Raw genomic sequence first — 22,955 nt, 5'->3', positions numbered from 1 at the left:
GATCCGTAGTTCCCGTGCCATCCCCCGTGCGGGGGAACGAAGGCAGGGCCGATCGGTCACTGGGCACGCTAGGCAGAAGGCGGCGGGACGCCGGACAGCACGCGGCCCCGGGCCGCCGTTTCTCACTCGAACGGGCGGCACCGGGGCCGGTGTTGATCATCCAGGCAGACGATCGGAGCGACACGCCTCAGAGCTTCGTCCACGCCTCCGTGAGGGTGGCGCGCAGGATGTGCTCGATCTCGTCGAAGGTCTCCTGGTTCGAGATCAGCGGCGGGGCGAGCTGGACGACCGGGTCGCCTCGGTCGTCGGCCCGGCAGTACAGGCCGTTGTCGTACAGCGCCTTGGACAGGAAGCCGTACAGGACGCGCTCGGTCTCCTCCTCGTCGAAGGACTCCTTGGTGTGCTTGTCCTTCACGAGTTCGATGCCGTAGAAGAAGCCGTTGCCGCGGACGTCGCCGACGATCGGCAGGTCGTGGAGCTTCTCCAGGGTGGCGCGGAAGTTGCCCTCGTTGTCCAGGACGTGCTGGTTGAGGTTCTCGCGCTCGAACAGGTCGAGGTTGGCCAGGCCCACGGCGGCGGAGACCGGGTGGCCGCCGAAGGTGTAGCCGTGCAGGAAGGTGTTGTCACCCTTGTAGAACGGCTCGGCCAGGCGGTCGGAGATGATGCACGCGCCGATCGGGGAGTAGCCCGACGTCATGCCCTTGGCACAGGTGATCATGTCCGGCACGTAGTCGAACTTGTCGCAGGCGAAGTAGGTGCCCAGGCGGCCGAAGGCGCAGATGACCTCGTCGGAGACGAGAAGTACGTCGTACCGGTCGCAGATCTCGCGGACGCGCTGGAAGTAGCCGGGCGGGGGCGGGAAGCAGCCGCCCGCGTTCTGCACCGGCTCCAGGAAGACCGCGGCGACCGTGTCCGGGCCCTCGAAGAGGATCTGCTGCTCGATCTGGTCGGCGGCCCAGCGGCCGTAGGCCTCCGGGTCGTCGCCGTGGATCGGGGCGCGGTAGATGTTGGTGTTCGGGACCTTGTGGGCGCCCGGGACCAGCGGCTCGAAGGGGGCCTTGAGGGCAGGCAAGCCGGTGATGGACAGGGCGCCCTGCGGGGTGCCGTGGTAGGCGACCGCGCGGGAGATGACCTTGTGCTTGGTGGGCTTGCCGGTCAGCTTGAAGTACTGCTTGGCGAGCTTCCAGGCGGTCTCCACCGCCTCACCGCCGCCGGTGGTGAAGAAGACCTTGTTCAGATCGCCCGGGGCATGGTGGGCCAGGCGCTCGGCCAGCTCGACGGCCTTGGGGTGGGCGTAGGACCACACCGGGAAGAACGCGAGCTCCTGCGCCTGCTTGAAGGCGGTCTCGGCGAGCTCGACCCTGCCGTGCCCGGCCTGCACCACGAAGAGGCCGGCGAGGCCGTCCAGGTAGCGCTTGCCCTTGTCGTCGTAGATGTACGTGCCCTCGCCCCGGACGATGGTGGGGACAGGGGCCTTCTCGTACGACGACATGCGCGTGAAGTGCATCCACAGGTGGTCGTACGCGGACTGGGAGAGGTCCTTGCTCACGGCTATCGGGTCCTCACGGTTATCGGGTTCCCCACATGTAGGTCTGCTTCTTGAGCTTGAGGTAGACGAAGCTCTCGGTGGAGCGCACCCCGGGCACGGCCCGGATGCGTTTGTTGATGACGTCGAGGAGGTGGTCGTCGTCCTCGCAGACGATCTCCACCATCAGGTCGAAGGAGCCTGCGGTCATCACCACGTACTCGCACTCGGACATGGCCGACAGCGCGTCCGCGACCGCCTCCACGTCGCCCTCGACGTTGACGCCGACCATCGCCTGTCTGCGGAAACCCACGGTGAGCGGGTCCGTGACGGCGACGATCTGCATCACGCCCTGGTCGAGCAGTTTCTGGACGCGCTGGCGCACGGCCGCCTCCGACAGGCCCACGGCCTTGCCGATGGCGGCGTACGGCCGGCGGCCGTCCTCCTGGAGCTGCTCGATGATGGCGAGGGAGACGGCGTCCAGCTGCGGCGAGCTGCCGTTCCTGGACTCGCGGGAGGGCTCGCGGGACTCCCGCGAGCCCTTCTGATCTGCGCTTCGACTGGCCACCAGGTCACTGTGCACGAGGTCTCGACACTTCCGCAAGCCTGGATCGATGAAATTCGTTGTTTCAGTGCTCTACTCCTGCGGATTCCGCACGATCGAAGGGAGCGGGGGTGTTGAAAACGTGGATCGGCCGACTAGGGTGGGTGTCTCAAGTACTGGACATCCGAACTGGAGGGCCGGCAGTGAGCACCGAGCTGCGTCGTCTGCGCAACTACATCGGCGGTGAGTTCAAGGACGCCGCCGACGGACAGACCACCGAGGTGGTCAATCCCGCGACGGGCGAGGCGTACGCGACCGCTCCGCTGTCCGGGCAGGCGGACGTGGACGCCGCCATGGCGGCGGCCGCCGAGGCCTTCCCCGGCTGGCGCGACACCACGCCCGCCGAGCGCCAGAAGGCCCTGCTGAAGATCGCGGACGCCTTCGAGGAGCGCGCCGAGGAGCTGATCGCGGCCGAGGTGGAGAACACGGGCAAGCCCGTCGGGCTGACCCGCTCCGAGGAGATCCCGCCGATGGTCGACCAGATCCGCTTCTTCGCGGGCGCGGCGCGGATGCTCGAGGGCCGCTCGGCCGGTGAGTACATGGAGGGCCTGACCTCCATCGTGCGCCGGGAGCCGGTCGGCGTCTGCGCGCAGGTCGCTCCGTGGAACTACCCGATGATGATGGCCGTGTGGAAGTTCGCCCCGGCGATCGCGGCGGGCAACACCGTCGTGCTGAAGCCGTCCGACACCACGCCGGCCTCGACGGTCCTCATGGCCGAGATCATCGGCTCGATCGTCCCCAAGGGCGTCTTCAACGTCATCTGCGGCGACCGCGAGACCGGTCGCATGATGGTCGAGCACGAGACCCCGGCGATGGCCTCCATCACCGGTTCCGTGCGGGCCGGCATCCAGGTCGCCGAGTCGGCCTCCAAGGATGTCAAGCGCGTCCACCTGGAGCTGGGCGGCAAGGCCCCGGTCGTGGTCTTCGAGGACACCGACATCGCCAAGGCCGTCGAGGACATCTCGGTCGCCGGCTACTTCAACGCCGGCCAGGACTGCACGGCCGCCACCCGCGTACTCGTGCACGAGTCCATCCACGACGAGTTCGTCTCGGCGCTGGCCAAGGCCGCCTCCGAGACGAAGACCGGGCAGCCGGACGACGAGGACGTGCTGTTCGGCCCGCTCAACAACCCCAACCAGCTCAAGCAGGTCGAGGGCTTCATCGACCGGCTGCCCGCGCACGCGCGCGTGGAGGCCGGCGGCAAGCGGGTCGGCGACAAGGGCTACTTCTACGCGCCGACCGTCGTCTCGGGCCTGAAGCAGACCGACGAGATCATCCAGAAGGAGGTCTTCGGCCCGGTCATCACCGTGCAGTCCTTCCGGGACGAGGACCAGGCGGTCGAGTGGGCCAACGGCGTCGAGTACGCGCTGGCCTCCTCGGTGTGGACCAAGGACCACGGCCGCGCCATGCGGATGTCCAAGAAGCTCGACTTCGGCTGTGTGTGGATCAACACGCACATTCCGCTGGTCGCCGAGATGCCGCACGGCGGCTTCAAGAAGTCCGGCTACGGCAAGGACCTCTCGGGCTACGGATTCGACGACTACACGCGCATCAAGCACGTGATGACGTCGCTGGACGCGTAGACCCCGCATCGCCGAACGGCCCCGGACGGTTTCTCTCCGTCCGGGGCCGTCCGCGTGCCGGGAGGCGAACCGGCCCCCGCTTTTGAACGTGTTCAATTACAGGCGTAGGGTGCGCCTCATGAGCGACAGAGCCGCCCTGCTGAAGGGCATCCGTGCGTGGCTGGTCTTCTTCGTGGTGTGTCTGGTGCTCAGCGGCGCCACCGCCTTCCCCCTGGTCCACGAGCTGCGGTGGACCGAGGACCTGTTGCGCGGGCTGTCCGCGGGTGAGCACCTGCCCGGGCTGACGGAGTGGATCGGGCGGGTGCGGGCCGGTCTCGACGAGGCCGACACCGCCTACCCGTTCCTCCTGTACGGCACGGACTGGCTGGCCTTCGCGCACCTGGTGATCGCAGTCGCCTTCTACGGGCCCTACCGCGACCCGGTCCGCAACGTCTGGGTCGTCGAGTTCGGGATGATCGCCTGTGCGGGCATCATTCCCCTCGCCCTGATCTGCGGGCCGATCCGGGGCATCCCCTTCTGGTGGTCGGTGATCGACATGGCTTTCGGCGTGCTCGGCGTGATCCCGCTGTACGTCGTACGGCAGCGGATCAAGCGGCTGGAGGCGCTGACCGTGCCGGCGGCAGCCCCGGTGCCGGGCGTCCGAGGAGAACCGTCATCCGGCTGAGAGGGTGCGTGCGGAGCGTCGGCGGCACCAGCGCGCCGGTGCCGCAGTACTCACGGGCGCGACCCCGGCCGATCCGGTGACGGTGCCGCAGCGCTCGCGCGTGCGGCGCACAGCACGTCGACGCGGTTCGTCGTGATCGAGTCCACGCCCGCCGCCAGCAGCCGTCGCATGGAGCGGCGGGTGTCAGGGGTCCAGACGGACAGCAGACAGCCGTCACGGTGCACGCGCGCGGCGAGGGGGCGGTCCACCAGGGAGAAGCGGTAGTTGAGCCAGCGCGGGCGGATCGCCTCCAGCAGCACCGGCCGGGGCGGGGCCAGTGTCGTCCACGTGAGGGCGATCTCGGCGTCCGGATCCGCCGCCCGCACGGCGAGCATGGCGTCGGCGCCCGCGCAGTAGTAGACGCGCTCCGCCGCCCCCGCCTCCGTCACGACGCCCATGATCCTTCGTACCGCCCGCACCTCGGGTGACCCCGGCAGGTCGATCATCACCCGGTGCCCGTCGGTCGCGCTCAGCGCCTCGGCCAGGGTCGGCACCCCGCCGCCGGTCAGCCCGCGCACCTCCTCGGACGACAGCGCGCGCAGGGGCCGCTCGTGCTCCCAGAGCCGCTTCAGCGTCGCGTCGTGCAGCAGCACCGGAACACCGTCCCGGGTGAGCCGTACGTCGATCTCCACCGCGTCCGCACCCCGGCGCAGCGCGGAACGCAGTGAAGCGAGGGTGTTCTCGCGGACGCGGTAGGGGTCGCCCCGGTGGGCCACGGCGACCGGGGCGGGTGTCACCGGCTCAGCCACTGCGCGGTGTACGTGTCGACCTCTCCGGCGATCCGCGCCTTGCCCGCCGCGTCCAGGAAGGACGCCTCGACGGCGTTCTTCGCCAGCTCGGCCAGACCCCGCTCGTCGAGGTCCAGCAGCCGGGCGGCGACGGCGTACTCGTTGTCGAGATCGGTGCCGAACATCGGCGGGTCGTCGGAGTTGACGGTGACGACGACCCCGGCGCGCACGAACTCCTTGATCGGGTGCTCGTCGAGGGTGCGCACCGCACGCGTGGCGATGTTGGAGGTCGGGCACACCTCCAGCGGGATCCGGTGCTCGGCGAGGTGCGCGAGCAGCTCCGGGTCCTGCGCGGAGCTGGTGCCGTGCCCGATGCGCTCGGCCCGCAGATGGGTCAGCGCGTCCCACACCGTCTGTGGACCGGTCGTCTCACCGGCGTGCGGTACGGAGTGCAGCCCGGCGGCGATCGCCCGGTCGAAGTACGGCTTGAACTGCGGCCTTCCCACGCCCACTTCGGGTCCGCCGAGACCGAAGGAGACCAGGCCCTCCGGGCGCAGCCGGTCGTCGGTGGCGAGCCGGGTCGTCTCCTCGGCGGCCTCCAGACCCGCCTCGCCGGGGATGTCGAAGCACCAGCGCAGTACGGTCCCGAACTCGGACTCGGCGGCCTTGCGGGCGTCCTCGATCGCGTCCATGAAGGCCTGCTCGTCGATGCCGCGCCGGGTGGACGAGAACGGGGTGATGGTCAGCTCGGCGTACCGCACCTGCTGCCGGGCCAAGTCCCGGGCCACCTCGTACGTGAGCAGCCGGACGTCCTCCGGGGTGCGGATCAGGTCGACGACCGAGAGATACACGTCGATGAAGTGCGCGAAGTCGGTGAACGTGAAGTAGTCGGCCAGGGCCTCGGGGTCGGTCGGCACCTTCGAGTCGGGGTGCCGCGCGGCCAGTTCGGAGACGATCCGGGGGGAGGCGGATCCCACGTGGTGCACGTGCAGTTCGGCCTTGGGCAGTCCGGCGATGAAGGCCTTCAGGTCGCGTGGGGCGCGGGGGTCGACAAGATGCTCGGTCAAGGGTTCCTCCCCGGAACGGCGCCGCTGCCGACAGGGGCCGGCCGGGCGCGGGTGATCGGCTGATCGATTGACGCGAATTCATCGTATGCCGTGGGCTGCGGCGCCCTTTCCGAGGGGCGCGGCCGACCGCGCGACCGGTCCCGCACGCACCCGCCCTGTGGTGCGCGCCGACCGGCCCGTAGCATGACGGGACGATCGACCCAGGGGGGACCGACAGGATGACGGACGCGACGCAGCCCGACGGAGGCAGCCACGACCCGTGGGCGCCGCCGGAGAGCAAGCCCTCGCTCGACAAGAACCAGACGCCGCAGCCACCGTCCGTCCACGACCAGGCCACGGTCACCTCCATGCCGGGCTTCACCCCGCCCACCGGCACGCCGCAGTACGACCCGTCCGGTGCCGGTGCCGGTGCCGGTGCCGGTGCCGGCGCCGTCCCGCCCCCGCCCGTGGCCCCGACCGGTCCCGGAGCGCCCGGCGGCTACGGCTACCCCGGCTACCCGCAGTCCGGCTACACGCAGTCCGGATACACGCAGTCCGGCTACGGCTGGCCCGGCATGCCCCCGGCCCCCCAGAACGGCCTGGGCATCGCCGCGATGGTGCTCGGCATCGTCTCCTGCACCCTCTTCTGCCTCTACGGCGTGGTCTCGCTGATCACCGGCATCCTCGCCGTCGTCTTCGGCATCAAGGGCCGCAAGCGCGCCGAGGCCGGGGTCGCCACCAACCACGGGCAGGCCCAGGCCGGTCTGATCATGGGCATCATCGGGATCATCCTCGGCATCACCGTGATCGTCCTGATCGCCGTCGGCATCACGGCCGCGATCAACAGCGACGGCTACGACGACGACTCGTCCTACGGCACCCTCGGCCCGGTGGCCACCGCCCCGTCCCACCGCTGAAACTCGGGCTCTGCGCGGCCGACTTGGCCACTACGATGCCCTGGTCTGACAACGAGGGGAGATCGTCCATGTCGCACACCAATCCACCCCCGGGTGGTTTCGGCCCACCGGCCCAGCCGCCGCAGCAGCCCCCGGGCACCCCCGGCTACGGCTATCCGCAGCAGCCCCCCGCGGCCCCGGGCTACGGCTACCCGCAGGGCGGCCCCGGCTACCCGGCCGCGCCGCCCGTGGGCTACCCGCAGGCGCCCGGCTACGGCGTGCCCGCGCAGCCGAGCAACGGCATGGGCACCACGGGACTGGTGCTGGGCATCATCGGCGTGGTGTGCAGCGTGACCTTCATCATGTGGTTCTTCGGCGTGATCCTGGGCATCCTCGCGATCATCTTCGGCGCCATCGGCCGCGGCAGGGCCACCCGCGGTGAGGCCACCAACAAGGGCGCGGCGACCGCGGGCCTGGTCTGCGGCATCATCGCCACCGTGATCCTTCCGCTGCTGGGCTTCCTGCTGTTCGCCGGCATCATGGGCGGGCTCGGCGCGGCGTCCTGAACGGGACGCGCGGAGCCGGAGGGGCCGGTCCCCGGGGCCGGCGACCTGACGGGGACCCACAGAGCCGGGAGGGGGCCGGTCACCGCGACCGGCCCCCTCGCTCATGCTCCGGCCGCCCGCAGCCGCGCCCGCGCCTCCATCAGCGCGAACCCCAGCAGATTGGGCCCCCGCCACCGCTGCGGATCGGCCGCCGCCTCGTCGTCCGCGGCCAGCCCGATGCCCCACACCCGGTCCACGGGGCTCGCCTCCACCAGCACCCGGTCGCCCGTGCCCAGCAGATACCCCAGCAGCTCGGGATGCGCGGCGAACTTGTGGACACTGCCCTCCACGACGATCCGGAACCGCTCCCGCGCCCAGGCCGCCTCGTCGAAGCCGCGTACCAGCCGCCCCGCCTTCTTCGCCTGGGCGGGATGCTCCGCGGCCAGCACGGCCCGCTCGGCCGCCGGGTCCTCGAAGAGCCGCGCCTTGCCCGCCATCATCCAGTGCTCGGCCGTCGCGTAGGCCACGCCGTCGACTGTGAACGGGGCCGGCCACCACTGGCTCAGACAGCTCGCCCCGATCCGGCCGTCCGGCCGCGGCCGGTGCCCCCAGAAGTGCAGGTACTTGATCCTGGCCCCCTCGCGGACCGCCCTGATCAGGGCCTCCTGCGAGCCGACCGCCCCCGTGATCTTCTCCATGCACGCGAGTCTGGCACGCACCAGTGACACAGCGTCCTGCCTTTTCGCGGCGAACTCGACACCTGGTCGACAGATTCCGTCGCGTAACCAAAAATCAACAACGGAATCACTTGTTGGAGTGGCATACCTCTGTCAGGATCGGCACTCAAATCGAGCCTGAGCCACGCCGGCCCCACCAGGGGACACGGAGGAGAGCGACATGCACAACCCGGGCATTGCCACCCCGGAACGATTTCCGGCCGAGGAACGCTTCGCGGAGGGCGCGCAGTACATCGCGGGCCGTCCGGCCAGGGGCACCTCCGGCCGCACGCACGCGGTCGTCGACCCGGCCTCGGGCGAGGAGGTCCTCACCTACGAGCTGGCGGGCCCGGCCGACGTCGACCGGGCCGTCGCCGCCGCCCGTGCGGCCTTTCCCGGCTGGGCGGGGACCACCCCCGGCGAGCGGTCCGACGCCCTGCACCGGTTCGCCGCGGTCCTCGCCGACCGGGCCGAGGACTTCGCCCGCGCCGAGTCGCTCCAGTGCGGCAAGCCGCTGAAGCTGACCCGCGAGTTCGACGTCCCCGGGACGATCGACAACGCCGCCTTCTTCGCGGGTGCCGCACGGCATCTCCAGGGCCAGTCCGCCGGTGAGTACTCCGGCGACCACACCTCCTACGTCCGGCGCGAGCCCATCGGGGTCGTCGGGTCGATCGCGCCCTGGAACTATCCCCTCCAGATGGCCGCCTGGAAGATCCTCCCGGCGATCGCCGCGGGCAACACGATCGTCCTGAAGCCCGCCGAGCTCACCCCGCTGACCTCGTTGCTCTTCGCGCAGGCGGCCACCGACGCCGGGATCCCGGACGGCGTGATCAACATTGTCACCGGCACCGGCCGGGAGGCCGGGGAGCACCTCGTCGGCCACCCCGACGTGGCCATGACCTCCTTCACCGGCTCCACCGCCGTCGGCAAGCGCGTCGCCGAGGTCGCCACCGCCACCGTCAAGCGCCTCCACCTGGAGCTCGGCGGCAAGGCGCCCTTCGTGGTCTTCGACGACGCCGACCTGGAGGCCGCCGCCCACGGCGCGGTCGCGGGCTCCCTGATCAACACCGGGCAGGACTGCACGGCCGCCACGCGCGCGTACGTGCAGCGGCCGCTGTACGAGGCCTTCGTGGAGCGGACCGCGGCGCTCATGGAGAGCGTCCGGCTCGGCGACCCCTTCGCCGCCGGCACCGACCTCGGCCCGCTGATCTCGCACGTGCAGCGGGACCGGGTGGCCGGGTTCGTCGACCGGGCGCGGGCCTACGCGCGCGTGGTGACCGGCGGCGAGGCCCCCGGCGGAGAGCTCGCCAAGGGCGCCTACTACCGGCCGACCCTGATCGCGGACGCCGCCCAGGACAGTGAGGTCGTCCAGTCGGAGATCTTCGGCCCGGTCCTGGTCGTGCTGCCGTTCGACACCGACGACGAGGGCCTCGCGCTCGCCAACGACACCCCGTACGGTCTGGCCGCCTCCGCCTGGAGCCGGGACGTGTACCGGGCCAACCGCGCCACACGCGAGATCAAGGCCGGCTGTGTCTGGATCAACGACCACATCCCGATCATCAGCGAGATGCCGCACGGCGGCTACAAGTCCTCCGGCTACGGCAAGGACATGTCCGCGTACTCGTTCGAGGAGTACACCCAGATCAAGCACGTCATGTTCGACAACACCGCGGTGGCCGCCAAGGACTGGCACCGCACCGTCTTCGGGGACCGAGGGGGCTTCTGATGGATCTCCGCGGCGTCACGACCACGGATATCCATCAGAAGCCCCCCAGCCGTACGCAGGCCGCCTGACCAACGGCCGTCCACCCTCCGAAAGGGCACCACGCGCATGGAGCAGTACGAGCCCGACCGCCTGTCCGCGGCCCAAAGGGCCGCCATGAGGCGCAGTTTCACCAACGGCAGGGCCTCCCTCACCCGGCGGTCCCTGCTGCGCGCCTCCGCGGGCGGGGCGCTCGCGGTCGGCGGACTGGGGACGCTGAGCGCCTGCGGCATCCCGGCGGCCGGCCAGTCGAAGGGCGGCGTCTCCGCCGAGGATCACTCGGCCAAGGAGAAGACGGTGAACTTCTCCAACTGGACCGAGTACATGGACGTCGACGACAGCGGCAAGCACCACCCCACGCTGGACCGGTTCGCCGAGCGGACCGGCATCAAGGTCAAGTACAGCGAGGACATCAACGACAACAACGAGTTCTTCGGCAAGATCAAGCCGCAGCTCGCCGCGGGCCAGGACACCGGCCGCGACCTGATCGTCCTCACCGACTGGCTGGCCGCCCGCCTCATCCGCCTCGGCTGGGTGCAGAAGCTCGACCCGAGCAACCTGCCGCACGCCTACGCCAACCTGTCGGCCCAGTTCCGCAGCCCCGACTGGGACCCGGGCCGCGCCTACTCGTACGTCTGGCAGGGCATCTCCACCGTCATCGCGTACAACAAGAAGGCCCTCGACGGTGTCGAGGTGACGTCGGTGTCCGACCTGCTCGACAACCCCAGGCTCAAGGGCCGGGTCGGCTTCCTGTCGGAGATGCGCGACAGCATCGGCATGACGCTGCTCGACATGGGCAAGGACCCGGCGGACTTCACCGCCGACGACTACGACGCGGCCGTCGCCCGTCTGCAGAAGGCCGTCGACAAGGGCCAGATCCGCCGCTTCACCGGCAACGACTACACCTCGGACCTGACCAGCGGCGACTTCGCCGCCTGCGTCGCCTGGGCCGGTGACGTCGTCCAGCTCAAGGCGGACAGCCCCGACATCGACTTCCTCATCCCGGACAGCGGATACGTGACGTCCACCGACAACCTGCTGATCCCCAACAAGGCCCGGCACAAGACCAACGCCGAGCTGCTCATCGACTACTACTACGAGCCGAAGCCGGCCGCCGAACTCGCCGCGTACATCAACTACGTGTGCCCGGTCGACGGCGTGAAGGCCGAGCTGGAGAAGATCGACGAGGACGCGGCGAACAACCCGCTGATCATTCCGGACAAGGCCATGGCCGCCAAGTCCCATGCCTTCCGCTCGCTGAGCTCGAAGGAAGAGACCGAGTTCGAAGCGAAGTTCGCGAAGCTGACGGGGGCGTGACCACCATGACGAACAAGACCGACCCCAACGGCGACGTCCGCCTCACCGGCATCGCCAAGACCTACGGCGCCTTCACCGCCGTCCACCCGCTCGACCTGACCGTGCCGCAGGGCTCCTTCTTCGCCCTGCTCGGCGCCTCCGGCTGCGGCAAGACCACCACCCTGCGCATGATCGCCGGTCTGGAGGAACCCTCCGCCGGCACCGTCCACCTGGGCGACCAGGACGTGACCGCGCTCCCGCCGTACAAGCGGCCGGTGAACACGGTCTTCCAGTCCTACGCGCTCTTCCCGCACCTCGACATCTTCGAGAACGTCGCCTTCGGCCTGCGCCGGCGCGGCCTCAAGTCCGTGAAGAAGCAGGTCGACGAGATGCTCGACCTGGTCCAGCTCGGCGAGCAGGCCCGCAAGAAGCCGCACCAGCTCTCCGGCGGCCAGCAGCAGCGCGTCGCCGTGGCCCGCGCGCTGATCAACCACCCCAAGGTGCTCCTGCTCGACGAGCCGCTCGGCGCCCTCGACCTCAAGCTGCGCCGCCAGATGCAACTGGAGCTCAAGCGCATCCAGACCGAGGTCGGCATCACCTTCATCCACGTCACGCACGACCAGGAGGAGGCCATGACGATGGCCGACACGGTCGCCGTGATGAACGGCGGCCGCGTCGAGCAACTGGGCGCGCCCACCGACCTCTACGAGAACCCGCGCACCACCTTCGTCGCCAACTTCCTCGGCACCTCGAACTTCATCGAGGCGGAGGTCGACTCGAAGAGCGGCGAGGAGATCGTGCTGAAGGCGGGCGGCGGCAAGCTCGTCCTGCCCGAGGCGCGCTGTTCCGCCCCCGCGACGACCGGCGGCAAGGTGCTGGTCGGTGTGCGCCCCGAGAAGATCTCCCTCACCCACGCCGACGACGCCGGTGAGATAGCCGAGGGCCGCAACCGCATCACCGGCAAGATCGCCGACTCCAGCTTCATCGGCGTCTCCACGCAGTACGTCGTCGACAGCCCGGTCTGCTCCGACTTCGAGGTGTACGCCCAGAACATCGACCGCGACCCGCGGCTCGTGCCCGGCGCCGAGGTCGTCCTGCACTGGAACCCGGCCCACACCTTCGGCCTGGACGCCGCCCAGGACGCCGACGCCGGAGTGGAAGAGGCGGCCTGATGAGCACACTCACCGAGGCGCCACCGCCACTCGCCCCCCAGGCGCCCGGACCGAAGCCGCGAAGGCGCCGGGGCCGCTTCACGCCGTACTGGCTGCTGCTGCCCGGCATCCTCTGGCTGGTCGTCTTCTTCGCGCTGCCGATGATCTACCAGGCCTCCACGTCCGTGCAGACGGGCTCCCTGGAGCAGGGCTACGAGGTCACCTGGCACTTCGCCACCTACTGGGACGCCCTGTCCGCCTACTGGCCGCAGTTCGTCCGCTCCGTGCTCTACGCGGGCACGGCGACGATCCTGTGCCTGCTGCTCGGCTATCCACTGGCGTATCTGATCGCCTTCCGCGCGGGCCGCTGGAAGAACCTGATCATGATTTTGGTGATCGCGCCCTTCTTCACCAGCTTCCTGATCCGCACCCTCGCCTGGAAGACGATCCTCGCGGACGGCGGCCCGGTCGTCGGCGCGCTGAACACGCTGCACGTCCTGGACGTCACCGACTGGCTCGGCATGACCGCCGGCGACCGCGTCCTGGCCACCCCGCTCGCGGTGGTGTGCGGTCTGACGTACAACTTCCTGCCGTTCATGATCCTGCCGCTGTACACCTCGCTGGAGCGCATCGACGGACGGCTCCACGAGGCGGCGGGGGACCTGTACGCCCGTCCCTCGACCACCTTCCGCAAGGTCACCTTCCCGCTGTCGATGCCGGGTGTCGTCTCCGGAACCCTGCTGACGTTCATTCCGGCGGCCGGTGACTACGTGAACGCCGATCTCCTCGGCTCCACCGACACCCGCATGGTCGGAAACGTCATCCAGACGCAGTTCCTGAGAGTGCTCGACTATCCGACGGCGGCGGCGCTCTCCTTCATTCTCATGGCGGCCATTCTGCTCATGGTGACGCTCTACATCCGCAGGTCCGGGACGGAGGATCTGGTCTGAATGGCTTTTGTCGACTGGCTCAAGAGAAATCTCGTCGTCCTGGCGGGACTGCTGACCCTCGGCTATCTGCTCCTGCCGAACGTCGTCGTGACGGTGTTCTCCTTCAACAAACCGAAGGGGCGCTTCAACTACGAATGGCAGCAGTTCTCCCTGGACGCCTGGAAGGACCCGTGCGGGGTCTCCGGACTGTGCGGGTCGCTGTCCCTCAGCCTCCAGATCGCCGTGTGGGCGACACTCGGCGCCACGCTCCTCGGCACCCTGATCGCCTTCGCCCTGGTCCGCTACCGGTTCCGCGCCCGCGGCGCCGTGAACTCGCTGATCTTCCTGCCGATGGCGATGCCCGAGGTCGTCATGGCCGCCTCGCTGCTCACCCTGTTCCTCAACATGGGCGCCCAGCTGGGCTTCTGGACGATTCTCATCGCCCACATCATGTTCTGCCTGAGTTTCGTCGTCACGGCCGTCAAGGCCCGCGTGATGTCGATGGACCCGAAGCTGGAGGAGGCGGCACGGGATCTGTACGCGGGCCCGTTCCAGACCTTCGTCCGGGTCACGCTGCCGATCGCGGCGCCGGGAATCGCGGCGGGCGCACTGCTCGCTTTCGCCCTCTCCTTCGACGACTTCATCATCACCAATTTCAACGCGGGCTCGACCGTCACCTTCCCCATGTTCGTGTGGGGCTCGGCGCAGCGCGGAACGCCCGTTCAGATCAATGTCATCGGCACGACGATGTTCATCGTCGCCGTACTGTTCGTCCTGATTTCCATGCTCGCCGGAAACCGTCGCAACAGACACAAGGCATAACCGTAGGGAGTTGACATCATGGCCCCGAGTGCCATGAATCAGTGGACCCGTTCGCTTTCCGACGCCCAGCCGGTCCCGTACTGGCTGGACGACCCCGGCAGGCCCCGCCGCGAACCCGCCCTCACCACCTCCGAGACCTGCGACCTGCTGGTCGTGGGCGGCGGGTACAGCGGCCTGTGGACGGCGCTCATCGCCAAGGAGCGCGAGCCGCAGCGGGACGTGGTGCTGGTGGAGGGCCGCGAGGTGGGCTGGGCCGCCTCCGGCCGCAACGGCGGATTCTGCGCCGCCTCCCTCACCCACGGCCTGCCCAACGGCCTCGCCCGCTGGCCCGACGAGATCCACCAGCTCCAGGAGCTGGGCGACCGCAACCTCGACGCCATCGAGGCCGCCGTCGCCCGGCACTCCCTCGACTGCGACTTCGAGCGCACCGGCGAGATCGACGTCGCCACCGAGCCCTACCAGGCGCGTGAACTGCGCGAGTGGCACGAGGAGATCTCCCGCCGGGGCCTGGCGGAGGGCGTCGAGTTCCTGGATGCCGACGCCGTACGGGAGCAGGTGAACTCACCCACCTTCCAGGCCGGCCTGTGGGACCGCAGGGGCGTCGCCATGCTGCACCCGGCCAAGCTCGCCTGGGGCCTCAAGCGCGCCTGCCGGGAGCTCGGCGTGCGCGTCTACGAGCACACCCCCGCCCTGACCCTCAGGCCCTACGGCGCGGGCATGGCCGTCCGCACCCCCTACGGCCGCATCCGCGCCCGCCAGGTCGCCCTCGGGACCAACATCTTCCCGAACCTCGTCCGACGCGTCCGCTCGTACACCGTCCCGGTCTACGACTACGCCCTGATGACGGAGCCGCTCACCGCCGGGCAGCTCGACTCGATCGGCTGGAAGAACCGCCAGGGTCTGGGCGACAGCGCCAACCAGTTCCACTACTTCCGGCTGTCCGCCGACCACCGGATCCTCTGGGGCGGCTACGACGCGATCTACCCCTACGGCGGCCGGGTGCGTGCCGAGTACGACGACCGGCCCGAGACCTACGCCAAGCTCGCCGGGCACTTCTTCACCTGCTTCCCGCAGTTGGAGGGCGTCCGCTTCAGCCACGCCTGGGGCGGCGCGATCGACACCTGCTCCCGCTTCTCGGCGTTCTTCGGCACCGCCCACCAGGGAAAGGTGGCCTACGCGGCCGGGTACACCGGCCTCGGGGTCGGCGCGACGCGCTTCGGTGCCGACGTGATGCTGGACCTGCTGAGCGGGCAGCGCACCGAGCGCACGGAACTGCAGATGGTCCGCAAGAAGCCCTTGCCCTTCCCGCCCGAGCCGTTCGCCTGGACCGGCATCGCCCTCACCAAATGGTCACTGGCCCGCGCGGACGCCCAGGGCGGCCGCCGCAACCTGTGGCTGCGCACGATGGACCGGTTGGGGCTGGGATTCGACAGCTGACCGACCGGGCGTGATCCGGTTCACTCCAACGAGGTTCCGGAACCCGCGTAATGGCCGGGGGGAGACCCCCTTCTCCCTCGTGATGCCCTCGCCGGCGCCCCGCGCGTCGGTGAGGTCCGCGAGAGAGAAGGGGGTCTTTGACGATGACCGGTGCGAAGACGGCGGTCGAGTGGCTCGCATCCGTCGCGCCCGATCCCGGGGCCTGCCGCTGGGAGTGGGAGCGCAGTCCGCTCGGCGTGGCGCTGCTGCCGGCCGGCCGTGCCTGGGACGTGCTCATCCTGCCCGGCGAACTGGGCTACGCCACGCTCGACGTGCTCGCCCGTGTCCTCGACCGGCCGGGCCCCGTGCTCGTCGACTTCGGGGACGCCCGCATGGGATTCTTCGTGCCGCCGGGCACCGCGGCCCGCTGGCTCGGCACGGGCATCCGCACGGCGGGCGCAGGCACCTGGATCGTCGTGCCGTACCCGGGCCGCTCCTCACCCGGCGGCGTCCGCTGGCTGGTCCCGCCGGACGGCTCGGGCATGCTGACGGACCCGGCACTGCTCGAACTGGCGATGCACGAGGCGGCGGCGGCCCTGGCGACGGGGAACGGGGGTCAGGACTCCGGTGGCTGAGACCGGCCGGGCGTCGTCACGGTCGGGACGAACCACCACAGCGCCGACAGCAGCACCGTGCACAGGCACCAGCTGCCCACCACGTCGAGTGGCCAGTGGTAGCCGCGGCGGACCAGGCCGTAACTCGCCCCGAGGATCAGCACGACACACAGGGCGACCAGGGCGCGGCGGGCCGGGGCGGTGCGGAGCCAGGGGAGCAGCAGCAGCGTGGCGCAGCCGTAGGCGACGACGGCGGTGGCGGTGTGGCCCGAGGGGTAGTAGCCGGTCGCGGGCGGGACGGCCGGGGTGCCGGGGCGGGCCGTGAGTTCCTTCAGCGGGACGACGAGCGCCGGGACCAGGGCCATGAGCAGCGCCGCGGCGGCGGCCGGCAGCCACCAGCGGTCCACGCCGGCGCGCCGGTGACGTACGGCGACGTACCCGAGCGCGAGGGCGAGGACCGGGACCGCGACCTGGACGTTGCCCAGGTCGGCGAGGAGCTCGGAGCAGCGGTCCGGGTTCACGAGCACCCGGCTGAGGCGTTCGTCGAGCCGGACGAGCGGGCCGTCCGCGACGACCTGCCAGGTGATCAGCGCGAAGAGGAGGGCCGGGAGGGCGAACAGGAGGGGGAGGGAGCCCGGGGGAGCGGCGCGGTCCTGGTTCGCGGAGATCGGCATGGGGCACAGCTTGGCACGAGCGCGGACGTCCGCTGCGGGCCTTGAAGGCCGCGACTCGCAGTGTCGTACCCGGGGCGGAGAAGAGAGGTCGGCCGCCCCGGAACAGGGGGGGAGTTCCGGGGCGGCCGTTCCGGACCGGAACGTCGCGCGCCCCGGGGGGTTTGGGGCGGGCGACTGTCCGATCGGTGAGGAGATCCAGAGCCTCAGGCTCCGGTTGTGTGCGCGAGGGCACGACCAGGTCGAAGCTGGGGAGGCCCCGGCCTGATGTCACCCACAGTCCCCTGTGGGCGGGGTGTATCTCTCATCTGGGTAGAACCTACGACAGGGGCGGGGCGCAGGACAGGCCGTGGGGCCCCCTGTCATCCACCTCGCACACCTTCTTCACACGCTCTGCCGGTCCTCGGAAGGTCAGATGCGGGAGAACGCCTGCTCGATGATGTCGAGACCCTCGTTCAGCAGGTCCTCACCGATCACCAGCGGCGGCAGGAAGCGGAGCACGTTGCCGTAGGTGCCACAGGTCAGGACCAACAGGCCCTCGGCGTGGCACGCCTTGGCCAGCGCGGCCGTCGCCTCCGGGTTCGGCTCCTTGGTGACGCGGTCCTTGACCAGCTCGATGGCGATCATCGCCCCGCGGCCGCGCACGTCGCCGATGATGTCGAACTTCTCGGCCATGGCGCCGAGGCGGGCCTTCATGACCGCCTCGATGTTCTTCGCCCTGCCGTTGAGGTCGAGCTCCTTCATCGTCTCGATCGAGCCGAGCGCACCCGCGCACGCGACCGGGTTGCCGCCGTAGGTGCCGCCCAGGCCGCCCGCGTGCGCGGCGTCCATGATCTCGGCGCGACCGGTGACGGCCGCGAGCGGCAGACCGCCGGCGATGCCCTTCGCCGTCGTGATCAGGTCCGGGACGATGCCCTCGTCCTCGCACGCGAACCACTGGCCCGTGCGGCAGAAGCCGGACTGGATCTCGTCGGCGACGAAGACGATGCCGTTGTCCTCGGTGAACTTGCGGATCGCCGGCAAGAAGCCCTTGGCCGGCTCGATGAAGCCGCCCTCGCCGAGCACCGGCTCGATGATGACCGCGGCGACGTTCTCCGCGCCGACCTGCTTGCTGATCTGGTCGATGGCCTGCGCGGCGGCCTCGGGGCCGGCGTTGCCGGGCCCGGTCGGCCAGCGGTAGCCGTACGCCACCGGAACGCGGTACACCTCGGGCGCGAAGGGGCCGAAGCCGTGCTTGTACGGCATGTTCTTCGCGGTCAGCGCCATCGTCAGGTTGGTGCGCCCGTGGTACCCGTGGTCGAACACCACGACGGCCTGCCGCTTGGTGTACGCCCGTGCGATCTTCACGGCGTTCTCGACGGCCTCGGCGCCCGAGTTGAACAGGGCGCTCTTCTTGGCGTGGTCACCGGGGGTCAGCTCGGCGAGCGCCTCGGCGACCTCGACGTAGCCCTCGTAGGGCGTGACCATGAAACAGGTGTGGGTGAAGTCGGCCAGCTGCGCCGACGCCCGCCGCACGACGGCCTCGGCGGAGGCGCCCACGGAGGTCACGGCGATGCCGGACCCGAAGTCGATGAGCCGGTTGCCGTCGACGTCCTCGATGATCCCGCCGCCCGCGCGCGCCGTGAACACGGGCAGCACGGACCCCACGCCCTGCGCGACCGCGGCGGTGCGGCGGGCCTGCAGCTCCTGCGACTTCGGACCGGGAATGGCGGTGACGACGCGGCGCTCCTGCGGAAGTGCGGTCATGCGGGGCTCCTGGGGTGGTGCGGATGGTCTCTGCGGACGCTTGGCTTCTCTTCTCGCAGGCTAGGGCGGGGAAAGGAGGGTGGGCATGCTCCATGTGGGCGTTGTCGGCGGGGCGCCTTGTCCGGGGTGGACATGGCACTCTGACGGACCGGTGCCCACGACCCGGCCGTGTAAGCGGTGAACTCCCCAGGAGAGGGCGTTAGATTGGCTCGCTGATGGTGGACGGAGCGGCTGGTCAGGGGGCAAGGGCGATGGACAGCGACGGGACGCAGGAGGCGCGGGGTACGCATGCGAGTCCCGTGCCGCGCCCGGCGGGGCCGCCGGAGGTGCCGGCGATGCCTTCCCTGCCGCCCCGGGCGGCGCCGGGGATGCCGCCGCCGCCGGACGGGTCGGCGTTCCTCACCTGGCTGCGGGCACCGCGCCCCGAGGCCGCGCCGGGCGTGTGGCGGTTCGGGCACCGGCCGCGGCCCGCGGAGGAACCCGAGGAGATCCCCACCCGGCAGCTGCTGAGCGGGGCGCTGATCGCCTTCCTCGTGGGATGGCTGATCTGGTCGCTGCTGCAGAACGGCTACCTCGGCACCTGGTGGTGGGTGCCGTTCGACCTGATCGTCCCCGACGCCTGGCGGGGCGGCGACAGCGATCTCGGGGAGACCGGGACGTACATCGTCTACCAGGGGTACGAGGTGCTCGTCGCCTTGGCGATCATGATCGGGGCGGCCCGGCTCGGCCGCTGGGGCGAGGTGTGGCGCCGCTTCGTCACCTCCCGCTTCCGCCGTCCGGAGACCCAGGAGGTCCGTACGGGCCCCGAGGACGACCCGGCCCAGTGGAACGAGCTGCGTGCCGCCGGGGCCCCCGACGCCGCCGAGCGGCTCGCCGCCGAGGCCCGCTCCGGGCTGATGCGGGACGTCGACCACGCCCGGATCCTGCGTGCCTGGCAGGGCGTGCGCACCGGGCGGCACAGCCTGGCCACCTTCAGCGGCGCCGTGCTCAAGGACGGAGCCGCCGCGTGCCTGCACCCCTCGGGGGAGCGCGACCTGCCCGCCCGGCTCGCCCGGCACGACCTCCTCACCGGACAGGTGCGGCTCGGCACCACCGTCGACGACGTCCGCAACCCCTACACCTACCGCGGCACGGGGCTCGCCCTCGGGCCCGACCTGCTCGGCACCTCGCTCGTCGCCGTCGGCCCCGCCGGATCCGGCAAGACCGGGACCGTCGTCCGGCCCCTCGCCGAATCGCTCTGCCTGCACGCTCTCGCCGGGCGGGCCGCCGTGGTCGTCGTCGGGGCGGCCGGTGCGGGGCTCGGGCCGGCCGACGCCTACGACGTGGTCGTGCGCATCGGGAACCAGGAGTCCGAGTACGACCTCGACCTGTACGGCGGCACCGGCGACCCGGACGAGGCCGCGGCGGTGCTCGCCGAGGCCCTCGTCGGGGATCTCGCCGACCCGCACCCCGGCAGTGACAGCCGCCGGTCCACCACCGTCCTCGCCCAGCTGCTCGGGCCGTTCCGGGCCGTGCACGGCCGTTTTCCCTCCGTACCGGAGCTGCGGCAGCTGCTCGACGGTGCGCCGGGGCCGTTCGCCGCGCTGCGGCAGGGGCTCCAAGAGGCCGGGCAGGAGTCACTGCTGCGGGAACTCGACGCCCGGGAGCGGCAGATGGGGCAGCCGGGCGACGTCGGCGGGGTACTGGGCGATCGCGTCGCCCTGCTCGACCGGCCCGCCTTCGCCGGGTTCTTCGACACCTCGGGGCGGTCTCGGCCCTTCACGCTCAAGGCCCTCGACCACCCGGTGCGGGTGCGCATCGACCTGCCCCAGCGCGGCCACGCAGACGCCTCCAAGATGCTGGCCCGGCTGGTGCTCGCGCAGTTCACGGCGAGTGTCGCCGTCCGCGAGGACCGGTCGCTGTTCGCCTGCCTGCTGCTGGACGACGCGACCGGGGTGGTGACGCCCGAGGCCGTGCGCGGCATCCAGCGGCTGCGGTCGGGCAACGCCGGGGTCGTGCTCACGCTGCGGACGCTCGACGACGTGGCCCGGCCGCTGCGTGGGCCGCTGCTCGGCGCGACCGGCTGCCGGATGGCGCTGTCGGGGCTCACGCCCTGGGACGGGCAGGACTTCGCCGAGGTGTGGGGCAAGGAGTGGACCGAGGCCCGGGACGTCACCGACCGGCAGATCATCGCGGAGACCCCGGCGGGCAAGGCCGTGCACATGCTGCGCCGGGTGATCACCGGCAAGGCCCCGACCGCGCGGGCGGTCACCGTGCGGCAGGTGGAGCGGGAGCGCTGGTCCGCCTCCGAGCTGGCACACGCCGTGCCGGCGGGCCACGCGGTGCTGTCCCTGACCGACGTGACGGGCGAGCACGCGCCTCCGCTGCTGGTGGACCTGCGGAGCTGACGCCTACCCGCCGGTGCGGGTACGCGGGGACCGTACGGTGAGGCAGAATCGTCACAGGTCGTTCATACGTGGCGGCCAAAAGACCGCAGAGACCACACAGTCCTGACGCAGAAGGCCTCATGCCCCCGACGCTCGCCTCGCTCGTCCACCACTCCGCGCTGAAACTGACCGTGCGGGCGGGCGAAGACCGCCTCGACGTGCCGGTCCGCTGGGCGCACGTCAGCGAGCTCGCCGACCCCGTCCCCTACATGGAGGGCGGCGAACTGCTGCTGATCACCGCGCTCAAGCTGGACGCCGAGGACCCGGAGGCCATGCGCCGCTACGTCCACCGGCTGGCGGGGGCCGGAGTCGTCGGGCTGGGCTTCGCCGTCGGCGTCAACTACGAGGAGATTCCCCGGGCGCTCGTCGACGCCGCCGTGAAGGAGGGCCTGCCGCTGCTGGAGGTGCCGCGCCGCACGCCGTTCCTCGCCATCAGCAAGGCCGTCTCCGCCGCGATCGCCGCCGACCAGTACCGGGCCGTCACCGCCGGGTTCGCCGCCCAGCGCGAACTGACCCGGCAGGCCCAGACGGGCGGCCCGGAGGGGTTGCTCGCCGCCCTGGCCGCGCAGGTCGACGGCTGGGCGGCGCTCTACGACGCCTCGGGCGCGGTCGTCGCCACGGCACCGGAGTGGGCGGGGCGGCGTGCCGCGCGGCTCACCGGCGACGTGCAGAAGCTGCGGGACCGCCCGGCGCCCGCCTCCTCCGTGTCCGGCGGGCCGGAGAACGAGGACCGGGTCGAGCTGCACACCATCGGCACCGGCCGCCGCCCCCGCGCGGCCCTCGCCGTGGGCACCGCCGCCGCCCCGGGCACCGCCGAGCGCTACGCCGTCCACTCGGCCATCGCCCTGCTGACCCTGACCACGGAACGCTCCCGCTCCCTCCAGGCGGCCGAGCAGCGCGTCGGAGCGGCGGTGCTGCGCATGCTGCTGGCCGGTGAGCCGGACCATGCGCGCGCGGTCGCCGGGGACCTGTACGGCGAGCTGCTGGACGCGCCGTTCCGGATGCTGGTCGCGGAGCGGGTGCCGGTGTCGGCGTCGGCCGCGCTGGCCCGTGCCGAGGCGCGCAAGGGCGTCCCGCCCGCCGAACGGCCCTCGGCCGCCGCGCTCGCCGCGGCCGACACCGGCGGCGACCCCCTCGCGGTTCTCGGCGACGTCATGGAGTCCGCGGCGGCCCGGGCCGGGGAGGCCGTGCTGGTTGTGCCGGAGGGGGAGCGGCTGGTGGTGCTGGCCGCGGACGGCGGCGCCGCCGCGGCGGCCTGCGGGGAGTACGCGGCCGCCCTGGAGACGACCCGGGCCGGCATGCGCGAGAAGGTACCGGGCGGCGAGGACGGCGAACTCGTCGTCGGCTTGTCGGCACCGGCCGGGCCGATAGCCGCGTCCGCCGCGTACAAGCAGGCCGAGCAGGCGCTGTCGGTGGCGAGGCGGCGCGGGCGCGTCCTCGTGGAGCACGAGCGGATGGCGGCCGGGTCGGTGCTGCCGCTGCTGGCGGACGATGCGGTACGGGCCTTCGCCGACGGCATGCTGCGGCCGCTGTACGAGCACGACGCCACGGGCCGCGGTGACCTCGTCTCCTCCGTGCGCGCCTGGCTGTCCAAGCACGGCCAGTGGGACGCGGCGGCGGCCGAGCTGGGCGTCCACCGGCACACCCTGCGCTACCGCATGCGCCGCGTCGAGGAGATCCTCGGCCGGTCCCTGGACGACCCGGACGTCCGGATGGAGCTGTGGCTGGCCCTGAAGGCGGCCTCCGGCGAATAGCCGAGCGCCTCGGCTCCACGGC

20 protein-coding genes are annotated in these 22,955 nt (G+C 71.1%); 13 read left to right on the top strand and 7 right to left on the bottom strand.

What is annotated here, in order from left to right:
- Nucleotides 1-187: 187 nt before the first annotated feature.
- Together AB0F04_RS25990 and AB0F04_RS25985 are read right to left on the bottom strand one after the other, a co-directional pair.
- Nucleotides 188-1,555, bottom strand: a complete 1,368-nt coding sequence (locus AB0F04_RS25990) for an aspartate aminotransferase family protein (protein ID WP_362045518.1) — start codon at nucleotides 1,553-1,555, stop codon at nucleotides 188-190.
- 13 nt (nucleotides 1,556-1,568) lie between these two features.
- Nucleotides 1,569-2,108, bottom strand: a complete 540-nt coding sequence (locus tag AB0F04_RS25985) for an Lrp/AsnC family transcriptional regulator (protein WP_053668710.1) — start codon at nucleotides 2,106-2,108, stop codon at nucleotides 1,569-1,571.
- A 164-nt stretch (nucleotides 2,109-2,272) separates the two neighbouring features.
- Here AB0F04_RS25985 and AB0F04_RS25980 point away from each other — a divergent pair, with 164 nt between their 5' ends.
- Complete coding sequence (locus AB0F04_RS25980) at nucleotides 2,273-3,712, top strand: gamma-aminobutyraldehyde dehydrogenase (protein WP_362045060.1); 1,440 nt, start codon at nucleotides 2,273-2,275, stop codon at nucleotides 3,710-3,712.
- A 118-nt stretch (nucleotides 3,713-3,830) separates the two neighbouring features.
- Nucleotides 3,831-4,376, top strand: a complete 546-nt coding sequence (locus AB0F04_RS25975) for a hypothetical protein (RefSeq protein WP_362045059.1) — start codon at nucleotides 3,831-3,833, stop codon at nucleotides 4,374-4,376.
- Between the two features lie 50 nt (nucleotides 4,377-4,426).
- On the opposite strand, the gene AB0F04_RS25970 is transcribed toward AB0F04_RS25975, so the two are convergent.
- Both AB0F04_RS25970 and AB0F04_RS25965 read right to left on the bottom strand, forming a co-directional pair.
- The gene (locus AB0F04_RS25970) at nucleotides 4,427-5,164 is read right to left on the bottom strand and encodes a glycerophosphodiester phosphodiesterase (RefSeq protein WP_362045058.1); all 738 of its coding nucleotides are present in this window, start codon (nucleotides 5,162-5,164) and stop codon (nucleotides 4,427-4,429) included.
- Entirely contained in the window at nucleotides 5,149-6,210 is a 1,062-nt protein-coding gene (locus tag AB0F04_RS25965; protein ID WP_362045057.1) for an adenosine deaminase, read from the bottom strand. Before AB0F04_RS25965 ends, AB0F04_RS25970 begins: the two co-directional genes overlap by 16 nt.
- A 218-nt stretch (nucleotides 6,211-6,428) precedes the next feature.
- On the opposite strand from AB0F04_RS25965, the gene AB0F04_RS25960 reads away from it, so the two are divergent.
- On the top strand, nucleotides 6,429-7,106 hold the full coding sequence (locus AB0F04_RS25960; RefSeq protein WP_362045056.1) for a DUF4190 domain-containing protein: 678 nt from the start codon (nucleotides 6,429-6,431) through the stop codon (nucleotides 7,104-7,106).
- A gap of 68 nt (nucleotides 7,107-7,174) precedes the next feature.
- Complete coding sequence (locus tag AB0F04_RS25955) at nucleotides 7,175-7,651, top strand: DUF4190 domain-containing protein (protein WP_362045054.1); 477 nt, start codon at nucleotides 7,175-7,177, stop codon at nucleotides 7,649-7,651.
- A gap of 101 nt (nucleotides 7,652-7,752) precedes the next feature.
- Here the strand turns inward: AB0F04_RS25955 and AB0F04_RS25950 are convergent, their stop codons facing one another.
- Complete coding sequence (locus tag AB0F04_RS25950; RefSeq protein WP_362045052.1) at nucleotides 7,753-8,328, bottom strand: NADAR family protein; 576 nt, start codon at nucleotides 8,326-8,328, stop codon at nucleotides 7,753-7,755.
- A 199-nt stretch (nucleotides 8,329-8,527) separates the two neighbouring features.
- Between AB0F04_RS25950 and AB0F04_RS25945 the strand changes: the two genes are divergently transcribed.
- The 7 genes from AB0F04_RS25945 (at nucleotide 8,528) to AB0F04_RS25915 (ending at nucleotide 16,357) form a co-directional block, all read left to right on the top strand.
- On the top strand, nucleotides 8,528-10,072 hold the full coding sequence (locus AB0F04_RS25945) for a gamma-aminobutyraldehyde dehydrogenase (RefSeq protein WP_362045050.1): 1,545 nt from the start codon (nucleotides 8,528-8,530) through the stop codon (nucleotides 10,070-10,072).
- A 105-nt stretch (nucleotides 10,073-10,177) separates the two neighbouring features.
- The gene (locus AB0F04_RS25940) at nucleotides 10,178-11,425 is read left to right on the top strand and encodes a spermidine/putrescine ABC transporter substrate-binding protein (RefSeq protein WP_362045048.1); all 1,248 of its coding nucleotides are present in this window, start codon (nucleotides 10,178-10,180) and stop codon (nucleotides 11,423-11,425) included.
- Nucleotides 11,426-11,430: 5 nt separating this feature from the next.
- The gene (locus tag AB0F04_RS25935; RefSeq protein WP_362045516.1) at nucleotides 11,431-12,576 is read left to right on the top strand and encodes an ABC transporter ATP-binding protein; all 1,146 of its coding nucleotides are present in this window, start codon (nucleotides 11,431-11,433) and stop codon (nucleotides 12,574-12,576) included.
- On the top strand, nucleotides 12,576-13,505 hold the full coding sequence (locus AB0F04_RS25930) for an ABC transporter permease (RefSeq protein WP_362045046.1): 930 nt from the start codon (nucleotides 12,576-12,578) through the stop codon (nucleotides 13,503-13,505). Before AB0F04_RS25935 ends, AB0F04_RS25930 begins: the two co-directional genes overlap by 1 nt.
- Entirely contained in the window at nucleotides 13,506-14,306 is an 801-nt protein-coding gene (locus AB0F04_RS25925) for an ABC transporter permease (protein ID WP_362045044.1), read from the top strand.
- Between the two features lie 18 nt (nucleotides 14,307-14,324).
- A complete protein-coding gene (locus AB0F04_RS25920; protein ID WP_362045042.1) occupies nucleotides 14,325-15,743 on the top strand; it encodes an FAD-dependent oxidoreductase in 1,419 nt (472 codons plus the stop codon).
- 143 nt (nucleotides 15,744-15,886) lie between these two features.
- Nucleotides 15,887-16,357, top strand: coding sequence for a hypothetical protein (locus AB0F04_RS25915; protein WP_362045040.1), 471 nt, complete (start codon nucleotides 15,887-15,889; stop codon nucleotides 16,355-16,357).
- On the opposite strand, the gene AB0F04_RS25910 is transcribed toward AB0F04_RS25915, so the two are convergent.
- Together AB0F04_RS25910 and gabT are read right to left on the bottom strand one after the other, a co-directional pair.
- Nucleotides 16,339-17,010, bottom strand: coding sequence for a phosphatase PAP2 family protein (locus AB0F04_RS25910; protein WP_362045038.1), 672 nt, complete (start codon nucleotides 17,008-17,010; stop codon nucleotides 16,339-16,341). The genes AB0F04_RS25915 and AB0F04_RS25910 overlap by 19 nt on opposite strands.
- A 408-nt stretch (nucleotides 17,011-17,418) precedes the next feature.
- On the bottom strand, nucleotides 17,419-18,753 hold the full coding sequence (gene gabT, locus AB0F04_RS25905) for a 4-aminobutyrate--2-oxoglutarate transaminase (RefSeq protein WP_362045036.1): 1,335 nt from the start codon (nucleotides 18,751-18,753) through the stop codon (nucleotides 17,419-17,421).
- A 251-nt stretch (nucleotides 18,754-19,004) separates the two neighbouring features.
- Between gabT and AB0F04_RS25900 the strand changes: the two genes are divergently transcribed.
- Entirely contained in the window at nucleotides 19,005-21,140 is a 2,136-nt protein-coding gene (locus AB0F04_RS25900) for an ATP-binding protein (protein ID WP_362045035.1), read from the top strand.
- Nucleotides 21,141-21,259: 119 nt separating this feature from the next.
- Nucleotides 21,260-22,933: a PucR family transcriptional regulator gene (locus tag AB0F04_RS25895; protein ID WP_362045033.1), complete on the top strand. Its 1,674-nt coding sequence runs from the start codon at nucleotides 21,260-21,262 to the stop codon at nucleotides 22,931-22,933.
- The last annotated feature ends 22 nt before the right edge of the window (nucleotides 22,934-22,955 follow it).

Origin of the sequence: Streptomyces sp. NPDC029041 (assembly GCF_040637515.1) — a bacterium.
In the GTDB taxonomy this organism is placed as follows: Bacteria; Actinomycetota; Actinomycetes; order Streptomycetales; family Streptomycetaceae; genus Streptomyces.
This window is presented reverse-complemented; position numbering and strand designations above follow the sequence as displayed.

What these genes read in the sequence shown, in the direction of transcription:
- AB0F04_RS25930 (WP_362045046.1), top strand. Translation starts at nt 12,576, where the DNA reads ATGAGCACACTCACCGAGGCGCCACCGCCACTCGCCCCCCAGGCGCCC.
- AB0F04_RS25925 (WP_362045044.1), top strand. Translation starts at nt 13,506, where the DNA reads ATGGCTTTTGTCGACTGGCTCAAGAGAAATCTCGTCGTCCTGGCGGGA.
- AB0F04_RS25975 (WP_362045059.1), top strand. Translation starts at nt 3,831, where the DNA reads ATGAGCGACAGAGCCGCCCTGCTGAAGGGCATCCGTGCGTGGCTGGTC.
- AB0F04_RS25910 (WP_362045038.1), bottom strand. Translation starts at nt 17,010, where the DNA reads ATGCCGATCTCCGCGAACCAGGACCGCGCCGCTCCCCCGGGCTCCCTC.
- AB0F04_RS25920 (WP_362045042.1), top strand. Translation starts at nt 14,325, where the DNA reads ATGGCCCCGAGTGCCATGAATCAGTGGACCCGTTCGCTTTCCGACGCC.
- AB0F04_RS25945 (WP_362045050.1), top strand. Translation starts at nt 8,528, where the DNA reads ATGCACAACCCGGGCATTGCCACCCCGGAACGATTTCCGGCCGAGGAA.
- AB0F04_RS25955 (WP_362045054.1), top strand. Translation starts at nt 7,175, where the DNA reads ATGTCGCACACCAATCCACCCCCGGGTGGTTTCGGCCCACCGGCCCAG.
- AB0F04_RS25960 (WP_362045056.1), top strand. Translation starts at nt 6,429, where the DNA reads ATGACGGACGCGACGCAGCCCGACGGAGGCAGCCACGACCCGTGGGCG.
- gabT (WP_362045036.1), bottom strand. Translation starts at nt 18,753, where the DNA reads ATGACCGCACTTCCGCAGGAGCGCCGCGTCGTCACCGCCATTCCCGGT.
- AB0F04_RS25935 (WP_362045516.1), top strand. Translation starts at nt 11,431, where the DNA reads ATGACGAACAAGACCGACCCCAACGGCGACGTCCGCCTCACCGGCATC.
- AB0F04_RS25895 (WP_362045033.1), top strand. Translation starts at nt 21,260, where the DNA reads ATGCCCCCGACGCTCGCCTCGCTCGTCCACCACTCCGCGCTGAAACTG.
- AB0F04_RS25900 (WP_362045035.1), top strand. Translation starts at nt 19,005, where the DNA reads ATGGACAGCGACGGGACGCAGGAGGCGCGGGGTACGCATGCGAGTCCC.
- AB0F04_RS25940 (WP_362045048.1), top strand. Translation starts at nt 10,178, where the DNA reads ATGGAGCAGTACGAGCCCGACCGCCTGTCCGCGGCCCAAAGGGCCGCC.
- AB0F04_RS25915 (WP_362045040.1), top strand. Translation starts at nt 15,887, where the DNA reads ATGACCGGTGCGAAGACGGCGGTCGAGTGGCTCGCATCCGTCGCGCCC.
- AB0F04_RS25950 (WP_362045052.1), bottom strand. Translation starts at nt 8,328, where the DNA reads ATGGAGAAGATCACGGGGGCGGTCGGCTCGCAGGAGGCCCTGATCAGG.